Raw genomic sequence first — 12,625 nt, forward strand, 5'->3', positions numbered from 1 at the left:
ACCTGTTTGGGGAGATTGGCAGATTTTTGCAAACCGGATGCGGGTATTCGTCAATCCCTATGCTCCTAGTGAAATATGGGCTGGTGGACAGGGGGCCATCGAAAACGGGTTTTTGGTTTATATCAAAGAAGAAGAAGAACAAAATCAATGGAATGGTCTTGTTCCCAACCCCACAGTTGTCAAAAAAGTGGTCTTTGACAAACAATCTCCTCAGGGCATTTACGTAGGCTGGGAAGGAGAACTGGCAAAAACCACTGATAACGGGGCAACTTGGAAGACACTAATTGACCGACACGAAGAGGCTCACTTTTTTATGGGTATCGGCATAAGCCAAAATGACCCAAATCTTGTATTCGCAGGCAAATGGATCAAAATCGAAGACCCTCAACCTCTTGAACTCTACTACAGTCAGGACAAAGGTAATACCTGGAAAACCATGAATTTTCCCGGCGTAGATTTCGGAGGTGTCTATGACCTGATTGTCAAAAGTGAATCCGATAGGGAGCGGATTTTTGTCGGTTTGGACAAAGGTGGGGTTTATGAAATTATCATGAGCAGGTAAATAGCAACTTCGAACCGCAACCTGAAAATAATGAACCGAAAAGGATTATCATCTAAAAATGTAAAAGATCCCACAGCGACAAAACAGTAAAGGCCACAAATTGAAAAGAAGGAATCATGATTTTCCCATTAAATTAACCAACATAAAATCTACAGGATTTTATGTTGGTTAATTTATTTCAACCTTGTTTAACACCTTTCTTTTTAATCATTTCTCACCTCCCTTACCCTACTTCTCGTTTCTCTGCTCTCACTTCTTGGCTCTGGATTCTTACTTCTTGGCTCTAATCTCTCGCCTCTCGCTTCTCGGTTCTTGACTCTTGTCTCTTGATTCTCAACCCTCACATCTCACATCTCACATCTAGCATCTAGCATCTCCTATACCACCTGCAAAAACTTCCTTTCAATACTCACCAATAAGTTCTGATTGATACCGGGGACTCTGATGATAAAGTAATCGCTATTGCCTTTATTGACACATTCTCCCTCCATCCCCTGTAGCGGGCCGCCAAGGATTTTTACTTGCTCTCCTTTGGCAATTTCGCTTCCATCAGTTTCGAAGGCAACTCCTGTATCCAAAATACGCTGTATGGTATCTATTTCCTCCTGCCTTACGGTTGCGTGTTCACCTGAAAAATTCACAAACTTTACCGCACCGGGAACCTGAAGGGTCTCCCACAAATTTGGTTTGGTTGTTTTTACAAAAACATAACCGTTGAATAAGGCTTTTTGAATTTTCTTTTTTCGATCGCTCCATTGCCTTAATTCCTCAATCATAGGTAGATATACTTCCAATCCCCTTTCCTTTAATCTTTGAGCTACTTTTTTCTCTGATCTTGAGGTTGTGTATAATACAAACCACTTCAATTCCGCCATACAAAAATTTTTATTAATGCGTAAAAATATGGATTTCTGAAGAACTAAAACAGCCTATTTCGATTTTTGAAAGTATTTGAAACGGTTTTTAAATATTTTAAAAAAAAATGCTCCGGCTTTATCTTAAATGTTAATTTTTCTTAATGAGCCCAATGTTTTGAATTTATTCACGAAAACAGTCCTAAAAACTAAAAACCTCCGAGATAATATCCCGGAGGTTTAAACATTTAAAAACCACCAACCTTTATTTAATCATGCTATTTCAATCTACGAATCAACATGTTTAATTTATCTGCCAATAAATACATGACAGGTACTATCACTAACGTCAGGAAGGTTGCAAAGGTTAGACCAAATATTACAGTCCAAGCCATTGGTCCCCAGAAGTCAGCATTATCTCCTCCCACAAAAAACTGTGGATCAAAAGAACTCAGTAAAGTCCCAAAATTTATATTCATGCCTATTGCCAAAGGTATCAAACCCAAGACTGTGGTGACCGCCGTCAACAATACAGGTCTCAATCTAGTCTTACCACCAGAAACAATACTGTTTAATAATTCTTCGATTGGAAGAAATTCACCCTCAGGAGTATTGAGTTCCTCCCTTTTTCTTTCTCTTACCAGATTAGTATAATCAATCAATACGATCGCGTTGTTTACCACCACACCCGCTAGTGAAATGATACCAATACCTGTCATGATTATCACAAAATCCATATTGAAAATCACCAGTCCCAGGAATACTCCAATAGTACTCAACACAACCGAAGCCAATATGATAAATGGAGTTGTTACGGAATTGAACTGGGCAACGATGATCAAGAATATCACAGAAATGGCAATAAACAGTGCCCTCATCAAGAAAGCCTGTGACTTGGCCTGTTCTTCCTGTTCTCCGGTAAATTTGACTGTTATACCTTCAGGCACATCAGCTTGGGCAACCAAGTCCTTTAATTGCTCATTAATTTCCGTAGCATTATATCCATCGGTCACATTGGAAAATAGGGAAATGACTTTATTCAAATCTTTTCTCTTGACTGAACCATAGGTAGAACCATATTCCAATTCAGCCACTGCAGAAATGGGAACCTCTTTCTTATTGCCAAATTTGTCCCTAAAGTTGATCTTTTTGTTGATCAAAGAGGAAAGGTCATATCTATATTCGTCTTTAAGTCTCAGTTGGATCGGATAATCCTCTTCACCTTCTTTGAACTTCGAAACTTCCAATCCAAACAATGCCGTTCTCAATTCATTTGCTATAGAAGTGGTGGACAAGCCAAACCTTCTGGCTTTCTCCCTGTCAATTTTAAGCAGCACTTCAGGACTTCCAAGTTCCAGATCTGTTTTCAATTCTTCTATTCCTGGAATATTTGCACTGGAAAGATAATCCCTGAAATCACCCACATAATCTATCAGTTTCACATAGTCTTCACCACTCACCTCTATATTGACAGCTTTGCCCACAGGCGGGCCAACCAATTCCTTATCAACAGTGATCAAAACTCCCGGGTATTTTTCAACCATATCCCGGATTTCTCCCATGATTTTGTTGGTATTTGTCCCCTTTCGGAACTGGTATTCAACAAAACTAATGGTAACTTTTGCCTTGTGTGGGGTATTTCCAGTACTCGGACCCATTGCCTGATCTCCTGCACCCTGCCCTACTTGTGTGATAACTGCATCCACAATGTGGTGGTGATTTTCCAATAATTGCAACAATTCATCCTCCATTTCCAACATGAAATTATTGGTCGCCTCGGTATCTGTTCCAATTGGATTCTCAATAAAAACATTTACCAAGGCAGGTTCATTATCCGGAAAAAAGAGGGTTTGCGGAGCCCTTATGTACAATAATCCCAAAGACAATACCAAAAGCAAAAATGTGCCAAAAAGGAATAAATATGGATTTTTTCCCCTCAAAGCAAAATTAAGCGTTTTTTCATATTGGTTTTCCAGATACACCAAAAACACATTTTGAAACCAACGAATAGCACCTCTTAAGACAAAAACATTGAATACAGTCAATATTGCAACAATCATAAATAAATTCCCAAAAGTCAGGGAACCGGCCAGATACGAAATGATGGCCATTACGGAAAATATCAGGGCTATCACCAGCGGTTTCTTTTTTGGCTTGACCCTATCAAAATCCTGGACTTTCATATACAATGAAGTCAATACCGGATTCACCACCAATGCTACAAACAATGAAGATGACAATACGATAATCAATGTAATGGGTAGGTATTTCATGAACTCCCCGATCAGGTCATCCCAAAACGCCAATGGAAGAAATGCAGCCAAGGTGGTTGCTGTGGAAGTTATAATTGGCCACGCTACTTCACCAACTCCTTCTTTTGCAGCTCTTATTGGGGACATACCCTCCTGCATGAGGCGGTAAATATTTTCCACCACCACTATTCCGTTGTCCACCAACATACCCAAGGCAAGAATTAGCGCAAAAAGCACCATCAAGTTGAGGGTGATACCGAGCGAATTCAGGATTAAAAAGGAAATAAACATTGAAAGCGGAATCGCTATTCCCACAAATAAGGCATTGCGGAACCCGAGGAAAAACATCAAAACCAATACAACCAATATTACCCCGAAAATAATACTGTTTTCAAGGTCACTGACCTGTGATCGGGTCCTAGTTGATTGATCATTGGTCACAGAAATCTGAAGGTCATTTGGGAACCTATCCACTTTTGCTTTTTGCAGAATGTCCTTTATTTTGTCAGAGGCATCCAAAAGGTTTTCACCACTCCTTTTGACCACATTTACAGTGACTACAGGAAGTTTACTGCTTCTTGCATAGCTTTCTCTTTCTTTGTACGTATCTATGACCTCAGCAACATCGGACAAATAAACGATCTTGTTTTCTTCTGTTTTGATGATAATGTCATTCAGTTCTCTGGGATCTTTGAATTCTCCTGTGATCCTGAGCGCCCTCCGGAATTTACCTGTAAGAATATTCCCACCTGAAATCGTCACATTTTCCTGAGAAACAGCATCTGAAATATCACCAAAGGAAACTCCTAGTGCCTCCATTTTATATATGTCCGCATCAATCCTAATTTCCCTTTCTATGGTACCACGAAGTTCAGCTTTAGAAATCTCCGGTAATTTTTCTATTTCGTCTTCTAGGAATTCCCCATATTTCTTTAACTCCTCCTCAGTGTAATTTCCTGAGATATTGATATTCATAATCGGGAAATCAGAAGTGTTGATTTCAATCACATCAGGATCCTGATCTAGGTCTGTGGGAAGTTCGCTCTTGGATTTGTCCACTGCATCTTTGACATCCTGAATGGCCTTTGAAATTTCTATGCCAGGATTGAACTCTATCACGATAGATGAAAAATCCTGTACCGAAGTAGATTTGATGCTCTTTACATTATTGATGGACTTAAGTTCCTTTTCAATCGGTCTGGTGATCAGGTTTTCCATGTCTATAGGTGAATTACCGGGATATGCTGTTCCCACATATACTGTAGGAATCACAATCTCCGGAAAACTTTCCTTGGGCATAGTCCTGTATGCCAAGAGACCTAATACACTAATAATTAAAGCTAAAATAACGACCGAAGTCTGATTATCCACTGAAAGGGAGCTCAAGCCAAACTCGCGGATGACTCCTTTTTTCTTTTCTTCTAACTGCGACATAAGTCTATCATTGAACAATGTTTACAATAAAATTATCCCCAACTTCTCTGAATCCTTTGTCGATCAAAATTTCATTTCCCGACAAGCCCTCCAATATTTCACTCACCTCTTTGTAAGTCATTCCTCTTTTTACATATCTCTTTTTACTCATATTGTCTTCGACTGTAAAAACATAGTCTCCCTTATTATCCTGTAGAATAAGGTAATTGGGGACTATTACTGCATTTAGATTTTCATAATCCCTGATTCTCAAAACCGACAGCATATTGGGTTTTGCGAAAGGGAGATTCGGTAGAACAACTTCAACCTTGAATGTTCGATTATTCTGATTGATAACCCCACCTACAGCCGAAACTTTTGTTTTAAATTCTTCTTTTACTGATGGGAAGTAAATATCCACTGAGTCTCCCTTATTCAAAATTCCTATGTATCTCTCCGAAACATCTGCCTCAACAAATAGATCGCTATCTCCAACAAAGTGAAACAAAGGTGTGCCAGGCTGTACCAATTCTCCGGCACGAACAAGAACTTCTTCAACAGTGCCATTGAAAGGAGCTCTTACCAATGTTCTTGACTCTTGGGTTTTTAATGAAGAAAGATTTTTCTCAAGGGTTTCTTTTCTGTTTTTGGCCTCCAAGAATTGGACTTCTGTTCCGATCTGTTGCTTCCAAAGCCTTTCCTGCTTTTCGAAAATAATTGAGGCCAATTCTAATTGTGTTTCAACTTCCGCCATATTTCTTTGAATGGTTTCAGCATCAATCCTTGCGAGTACCTGACCTTTATTGACACGAATGCCCTCAGTTGCATTTACTTCTTGGACTCTTCCTGAAACTTCACCCGAAATATTTACATCTTTCTTGGAAAGCACCGAACCGGTAACTTCAACAAAATGCTCAAAATGGCCCTTTTCAGGTTGGATAGTCGAAATCAATACTGACTTTCTGGTGGTAAGTCCAAATTCAGGATCTAAAGCACCTATCTCTTTTTCGAGACTTTCGATGGAAGTTCTCAAAATTGCGGCTTCCTGTTTCATTTGTGCCAGATCGTCTTTCTTTTGGGACAATTCGTCTTTTTGCCCACAAGCCGTAGCCAGAAACACCAGGCCGATTATCAAAAGTGTAAAATTCGTTTTCATATTTTTTTCTATTATTTCTTATTGAATGGTTAAAGTAATCCCAATGCTTTTTCCAAATCCACTTTAGCTATTAGTGCGTCATAAAGTGCGGAAAAATAGTTTGTTTCAGCTTCCTTAAGGGCAGAATCAGCTTCTACCACTTCAAGATTGGAACCTACTCCTTCTTGGTATTTGATTTTGGTCATTTCAAATACCTCTAAAGCCAATTCCCTATTTTCTGATTGAACATTTAAGGTTCTGATAGCATTTCTTAAGGTTGTTTTTGCCTGAATCCGCTCCAGTTCAATATTTTCTTCGATGAAATGCCGTTGGTTCTCAAGCTGTCTGATCTGAACCCTGGATTGTTGAATTTTATAGCTTTTATTCAAGCCATCAAAGACCGGTATATTCATTCTTAGTCCGACAAAAGAAGTTGAAAACCATCTCTCTTGATCAAAAACAGTATTGAACCGCTGGGCACCGGTTACTCTCTGAAAAGTCCCAAAAGCAGAAATGTTTGGAATATACTGAACCTGGTTATTTTTCATATCGAGTTTTGTCAAATCCAAATTGGTATTAACCTGATCGATTTCCACCCTCCTGTATCCAGTATTATTGAGAAGTGATTCCAATTCCGCTATGGTATGGACATCAACTATTTTCTGGTTAACATTAATGTCCACATTGAGAGGCATGCCTATTTGAAGTTTTAAAAGTTGCTTGCTAATTTCCTCAGCTGCTTCAATCCTATTCAACTCTGACTGTATGTTATTTAGCTGGACTTTCACCCTGCTAACATCAAGCTTTTCAACAAAACCCTCTTCAAATAATGCTTCAGTTTCTTTTAAAAGCACTTTTATCCTTTCAAGATTGGCTGATACCAGGTCTTTCCTTTCCTTATTGATTAATACAGTGAAATAGGCCTTTTTGGTAGATTCAATGATATCTATTTCGGTCTTTTCTTTGTCAAATTCTGTAAGGGATTTTAAAGTTTTTGCAGCCTTGAGACCTACAAAATAAGATCCATTAAAAATCATCTGTTCTAATGAGAATGTAAGTGATGATTGGTAGTTTACTGCAAAAGGAATCACAATAATATCATCAGGCCCGCTTCCTGGTCCGGGAGCACCATCATCGCCTCCAATCACTCCTCCGGCCTCGGCTGGAAGAATAAGTAAAGGTGGCTGAAGGTTCTTTGTCATTTCCAGTGTTCCCTTTATTTGAGGCAAACCAGCAGCTCTGTTTTCCCCTATAATTCCCTTGGAAATCAATACTTCTAACTGCGCATTCTTAGCATCTACATTGTTTTCAAGTGCGTATCTTAGGCTTTCCTCCAAAGATAATTCAATTACTTGTTGGGCCTGGGTTGCAAAGACTGCAAAAACCGCTATCAAGAATGCCAGAATCCCCGATTTTTGTTTAATTGTGGTTTTCATTTTGCTTAGTGTTTTTTTGGTTTAGGTATGCTTCTTTTCCTTTATCTGTAAAAATCCCATAAAGGAAGTGTTCAAAAATCTGCATTTGTAATTCTACTTGATTGTATTTAGAGGTGGGAAACTTCAATGGATCAAATGTTAACATCATTTGTTCCATCCGCATAAGCGCCATGATCTCGGAGTTTATCTCTTTTCTGATTACCCCTTCAGATTTACCCTTATCCAAAAGTTCAATGATTTCGTTGACCACATGTTTGTTTTTGAATTCCTCAAACAATTGCCAACATTGAGGGAAGTAGCGCTGGATTTCATTGAGAACCATTGGATTAAAATCCGAAAATCGTTTTTTGATAAATGCTGACAATCCCAAAAGATGCTCAATGACACCATCCTGATATTTGGGAATTTGATCCATCTCATTTTTATCATTTTCAATGGCAGTGTCAAAAGTCTCATAAACCAATTGATTTTTGTCAGTAAATTCCTGATAGATGGTTTTTTTTGATACTCCAGCTTGTCTTGCGATGTCATCCATGGTGACTGACCTTACTCCGAAGCGCATAAATTGCTCTGTTGCAGTCTCTATAATCTTCTCCTTTGTATCCACAGTTTTTCGATTTGAGTACAAAACTCAGGAAACTATTTAAAAGTTCAAAGTTTTCTTAGTTTTTTTAAGTATTTAATTTTTTTTAATCAGCTAACACCTCTACAAAACATGGTCTACCTGTTCATTTTCGATCAATTTGAAATATTAGTCTGTCCGAAACTGTGCATGCTGAACAAATTCTGTATTAAGATTTGCTTCTTAAATATGAAATCTCCATACATTTGGAATGTGATATAAAGGGATTCTTCACATAAACAAGGTTCAATCAAAATGAGATTTTTATTGACTTCATTTGGAAATTTGGCTTACAGGAAATTTGGAAATGGTAATAATATCCATTTACTGTTTCATGGATTTGGTCAAAACATGAAGGCATTTGATAGTTTTCTCTTTTTAAGAAAAGAAGAAGATACCTATCTCGTTTTTGATATCTTTTTTCATGGACAAAGCACTTGGAAATCCAACAGCCAAAAGCTTACCAAAGAAATCTGGAAAGAATTCATATCCCTTCTAATGAGAAAAGAAAACTTTGAAAACTTTCATCTGATCGGATATAGTATGGGAGGTAAATTCTGCCTTGTGACCTATGAATTATTTCCCACTTTGGTTAACTCTCTCACACTGATGGCTCCTGACGGAATAAAAACCGGATTTTGGTACAACATGGCTACTTTACCAGGAATATTAAACAGGAGTTTTAGGCATGTGGTCTTTCATCCGAACAGATTTTTCAAAACAATAGACATTCTCAACTGGTTTGGGCTTTTGCAGACCAGTTTGGTGAAATTTGTCAAGTCACAAATGCAGACAAGAACCAAAAGAGCTCAGGTATATTTCACTTGGAATATCTTCAAACCATTGCAACCGGATCTGAAGCAAATCATCCATCTGCTCAATGATTTGCAGACGCCAATAACTTTGATTACGGGAGAATTCGATCAAATGGTCACTTCCAAAAACTTGAAAGGGTTCACTTCCCAAATTGCGCACATTGAAAAAATAAAACTTTCCTGCGGACACAATACACTCATATCTGAAACCGCTGATTACATTTCCTCGAAAGAAAACAGGTACCTTGGATAAGGATAAAATTTAATTTTTTTTTATCTTACCAGACTTACCCAAAACCAGCAAAATATGAGAATAATAAAAAACATGGTTATAATCATAGCCATCATCATCGCAATTCCATTGATAGGTGCCCTTTTCACTACCAAGGATGTGTCGGTTGTAAGAGAAATCACCATCAGCAGACCCCATCAAGAGGTGTATGATTACACCAAATACCTGAAAAACCAGGACAACTACAGTAAGTGGGCACTTATGGATCCTGATATGCAAAAGGAATATAGAGGCACCGATGGCGAGGTGGGTTTTGTTGCATCGTGGAAAAGCGAAAATCCTGATGTTGGTGCGGGAGAACAGGAGATTTTATCTATTCAGGAAGGTGAGAGAATTGATTATGCATTGAGGTTTTTCGAACCTTTCGAATCAAACGATAAAGCTTTTATGGAATTTGAATCCACCAATGAAAACACAACCTTGGTAAGATGGGGATATAATGGACACATGGCCTATCCCATGAATGCCATGCTATGGGTGATGAACATGGAATCAATGGTCGGAGATGATTTCCAGACCGGACTCGAAAATCTAAAAAACATACTTGAATATAATTAAAAAACCAGCGGATCGAAATCCGCTGGTTTTTCTATTTATTCACTCTGATTCATTAATCCTTAGTTTTTTTAAGTTCTATTGATTTGATCTCGCCACTTGATTCTTATGTCTTGTGACTTATGTCTTACTTCTCATACTAATACACAGGAAACTCTTTCTGCAATCCTTCAAAAGCATCTATCATTTCCCATTTTGGTTTATAATAGTCATGCATAATCCTGCCTGTAATAGTCCCATTATTGATATAGTCTAGGGCTGCTTTCAATCTCTTTTCTTCCCGGTTATCCCAATTTCTGGTCAGGTCGTCTCCAACTTTAAAGTTTGCAGGAAACCCATCAAAAAATTCAGCCCTGTTTTGCGCATTGGCAGTAGCAAATGTAATGGGCACCAATTCTACATTATTGGCACTTAAGGTCCTGTTGAAAGAGGATAAAGGAAAAGATCCAACCGGTTTTCCATAGGTATCATCTCCAATTAAAACCACGTCCATATAAGGCGTAAGACAGTTGATCAACAACTCCGAAGCAGAAGCGGAACCTCTAGAAGTAATTACTATAAGTCTATTGAGACTTAAATTTCCTGTTTTTGAGAAATTCACGGTCTTATTGAAGTTACTTTTATTACTGTTGTGTCTGTCCATGTACATCACTTTCCCACTAGCTGAACTTGGAGCAATATAATTTAGGATTTGGGCTGTCACAGCAACAGATCCGCCCCCATTCAGCCTAAGGTCTATAATTAGTTCATCAATATTCTGGGCTATAAAATAATTGAAGCTGTCCTCAACTTCTCTACTTCTTGTAGGGCTTAGTCCTTGGGTGGCTCTGAAACTTTGATAAACCCAATGCCCTACTTTTTTATTTCCTATATCATAAACAGTTTGATGCAGTACTGAATTGGTTTGAAAGGCGTCTTTTACTATGGTACGGGTGGTTGCAGATCCATCAGGAAGCCTGAATTTGAAGGTATTTGTTACACCTTTTTCATTTGGACCCAACTGAAAATTGTACCCGCCACTGGCTGTTTTGTACTCAGATATGGCTTTACCGTTGATCTCCAAAAACTGCCAACCTCTTTTCCAACCATCTTTACCTGCCGGACCATCATTGTAAACAAATGTCACAAACCAATTTTCATCTTGATCAATTCCCAATCCCACACCATGGACACCTGTTGCCTGTCCTGTAAATGCAGCATCAAAAGCTTCTCTGGTAGTCAAGTATGACCATCTGTCCAGTTCTTTAAAGCGCAATGCTTCCAATACTTCTTCATTTGAAGAAAAATTAGCAGAATTGAAGGTTTCAGGTAATTTATCCTCCCAATAATAGAATTCCTTCATGCTTTCAAAAATGGCGTTTTGGACAACATTTTCTACTTTGCCTGGATCTACATCATCGGATTCGGGATTACAGGAAATCATAGGAGCTGCCATAATCAGCAACATCCAAATATAAATTAAGCGGGTATTTTTCATTGATTTTTTATTCTTTAAGAATAAACGCATTCGAATATGCAAATGGTTTATATAATAAAGTCGTATACTTGAACTTTGTTCCATTTGTTCGAATTTTTTTCGATGAATGCCAAGTGCATCGGATCTACTTGATATTCATTTTGATCCTCAATGCTATCAAAAAATAAGGTACAGGATACTTGATAGCTATGGTCTACTACTGATCTTTTCTCTGTGGGTGCCGGAGTGCCCAAGTAAAATTTTGCGACTGTTTTACATTTTCCCAAAACGGAAGCTTCTTTTTTAAAATCATTTACACCAATACCGTCATTCAACCAGAAAAATACCTGGTGGATCATTTTTTGTTTTTTTGCTTGTTCTGCCATAAGATTAATAGGTAAGGTTGCCGCTGCCCCAGCGACCGTTAAGGTTTGTAGAAATTTTCTTCTTGATTTCATAGCGAAATTTTTAAGGAACTAAAGATAAAGATTTAAATTGCTTTCTGAAATGCACATCACAAATAATCAAATCAACAATGGAATATAGAAAGTTAGGCAAAACAGGTTGGCTCGTATCTGAAATTTCTCTTGGGACATGGCAGGTGGGAGGAGGTTGGGGAAAGTCTTTTGACGCTAAAAATGCCAACCAGATCATCCGGGCCGCAATTGATCAGGGAATAAATCTCATCGATACAGCTGATGTTTATGATGATGGATTGAGTGAAGCCGCTGTGGGGAAAGCAGTTAGAGAAACACCCGAGCGCATTTATGTAGCCACCAAATGCGGGAGAAAAATACAACCACATACCAATGAAGGATATACTGCTAAAATATTGCGTACCCATGTGGAAAACTCCCTCAGGAATACAGGATTGAACACCTTGGACCTGATACAACTTCATTGTCCTCCTACTGACGTTTATCAAAGGGAGGAAATTTTTGAATTATTTGAAAGACTAAAGGAAGAAGGCAAAATCATTGAAATGGGTGTAAGTGTAGAGACAGTCGATGAGGCTTTAGCAGCCATGAAGCATGAAATTGTTTCTACAATTCAAATCATTTTCAACATGTTCAGATTAAAGCCCGCTGAAGAATTATTTACACAAGAAAAAATCAATGATTTCGGGATAATAGCAAGGGTCCCATTGGCAAGCGGACTGTTGACAGGAAAATATAATGAAAATACTAATTTTGCACCTGATGACCACAGATCCTTCAACCGACAGGGTGAAGC

11 protein-coding genes are annotated in these 12,625 nt (G+C 38.3%); 4 read left to right on the forward strand and 7 right to left on the reverse strand.

Annotated features, from left to right (window positions below; all coding sequences use genetic code 11):
• A partial coding sequence (locus ACEW8U_RS23430; protein ID WP_373524484.1) for a WD40/YVTN/BNR-like repeat-containing protein occupies positions 1-562 on the forward strand: 562 nt, incomplete at its 5' end.
• A gap of 377 nt (positions 563-939) precedes the next feature.
• Here ACEW8U_RS23430 and ACEW8U_RS23435 read toward each other — a convergent pair.
• From ACEW8U_RS23435 to ACEW8U_RS23455, 5 genes are all read right to left on the reverse strand, one after another.
• Positions 940-1,437, reverse strand: coding sequence for a UpxY family transcription antiterminator (locus ACEW8U_RS23435; protein WP_373524485.1), 498 nt, complete (start codon positions 1,435-1,437; stop codon positions 940-942).
• A 257-nt stretch (positions 1,438-1,694) separates the two neighbouring features.
• Positions 1,695-5,102, reverse strand: coding sequence for an efflux RND transporter permease subunit (locus ACEW8U_RS23440; RefSeq protein WP_373524486.1), 3,408 nt, complete (start codon positions 5,100-5,102; stop codon positions 1,695-1,697).
• A gap of 7 nt (positions 5,103-5,109) precedes the next feature.
• Positions 5,110-6,237, reverse strand: coding sequence for an efflux RND transporter periplasmic adaptor subunit (locus ACEW8U_RS23445; RefSeq protein ID WP_373524487.1), 1,128 nt, complete (start codon positions 6,235-6,237; stop codon positions 5,110-5,112).
• A 29-nt stretch (positions 6,238-6,266) separates the two neighbouring features.
• Entirely contained in the window at positions 6,267-7,652 is a 1,386-nt protein-coding gene (locus ACEW8U_RS23450) for a TolC family protein (protein WP_373524488.1), read from the reverse strand.
• A complete protein-coding gene (locus ACEW8U_RS23455) occupies positions 7,636-8,259 on the reverse strand; it encodes a TetR/AcrR family transcriptional regulator (RefSeq protein WP_373524489.1) in 624 nt (207 codons plus the stop codon). Before ACEW8U_RS23455 ends, ACEW8U_RS23450 begins: the two co-directional genes overlap by 17 nt.
• A 270-nt stretch (positions 8,260-8,529) precedes the next feature.
• Here ACEW8U_RS23455 and ACEW8U_RS23460 point away from each other — a divergent pair, with 270 nt between their 5' ends.
• Both ACEW8U_RS23460 and ACEW8U_RS23465 read left to right on the forward strand, forming a co-directional pair.
• Complete coding sequence (locus ACEW8U_RS23460; RefSeq protein WP_373524490.1) at positions 8,530-9,342, forward strand: alpha/beta fold hydrolase; 813 nt, start codon at positions 8,530-8,532, stop codon at positions 9,340-9,342.
• A 54-nt stretch (positions 9,343-9,396) separates the two neighbouring features.
• Positions 9,397-9,939 (forward strand): SRPBCC family protein, encoded by a 543-nt coding sequence (locus ACEW8U_RS23465; RefSeq protein WP_373524491.1) that lies wholly within the window; start codon positions 9,397-9,399, stop codon positions 9,937-9,939.
• 136 nt (positions 9,940-10,075) lie between these two features.
• Here ACEW8U_RS23465 and ACEW8U_RS23470 read toward each other — a convergent pair whose 3' ends face one another.
• Positions 10,076-11,413 (reverse strand): S41 family peptidase, encoded by a 1,338-nt coding sequence (locus tag ACEW8U_RS23470; RefSeq protein ID WP_373524492.1) that lies wholly within the window; start codon positions 11,411-11,413, stop codon positions 10,076-10,078.
• 47 nt (positions 11,414-11,460) lie between these two features.
• On the reverse strand, positions 11,461-11,850 hold the full coding sequence (locus tag ACEW8U_RS23475; RefSeq protein ID WP_373524493.1) for a Dabb family protein: 390 nt from the start codon (positions 11,848-11,850) through the stop codon (positions 11,461-11,463).
• Between the two features lie 77 nt (positions 11,851-11,927).
• Here ACEW8U_RS23475 and ACEW8U_RS23480 point away from each other — a divergent pair.
• On the forward strand, positions 11,928-12,625 hold a 698-nt coding region (locus ACEW8U_RS23480), incomplete at its 3' end, for an aldo/keto reductase (protein ID WP_373524494.1).

This window comes from Aquiflexum sp. (genome assembly GCF_041751335.1).
In the GTDB taxonomy this organism is placed as follows: Bacteria; Bacteroidota; Bacteroidia; order Cytophagales; family Cyclobacteriaceae; genus Aquiflexum.

Excerpts from the sequence above, each read along its gene's own strand:
- ACEW8U_RS23440 (WP_373524486.1), bottom strand. The coding sequence starts at position 5,102 with ATGTCGCAGTTAGAAGAAAAGAAAAAAGGAGTCATCCGCGAGTTTGGC.
- ACEW8U_RS23450 (WP_373524488.1), bottom strand. The coding sequence starts at position 7,652 with ATGAAAACCACAATTAAACAAAAATCGGGGATTCTGGCATTCTTGATA.
- ACEW8U_RS23435 (WP_373524485.1), bottom strand. The coding sequence starts at position 1,437 with ATGGCGGAATTGAAGTGGTTTGTATTATACACAACCTCAAGATCAGAG.
- ACEW8U_RS23465 (WP_373524491.1), top strand. The coding sequence starts at position 9,397 with ATGAGAATAATAAAAAACATGGTTATAATCATAGCCATCATCATCGCA.
- ACEW8U_RS23445 (WP_373524487.1), bottom strand. The coding sequence starts at position 6,237 with ATGAAAACGAATTTTACACTTTTGATAATCGGCCTGGTGTTTCTGGCT.
- ACEW8U_RS23470 (WP_373524492.1), bottom strand. The coding sequence starts at position 11,413 with ATGAAAAATACCCGCTTAATTTATATTTGGATGTTGCTGATTATGGCA.
- ACEW8U_RS23475 (WP_373524493.1), bottom strand. The coding sequence starts at position 11,850 with ATGAAATCAAGAAGAAAATTTCTACAAACCTTAACGGTCGCTGGGGCA.
- ACEW8U_RS23460 (WP_373524490.1), top strand. The coding sequence starts at position 8,530 with ATGAGATTTTTATTGACTTCATTTGGAAATTTGGCTTACAGGAAATTT.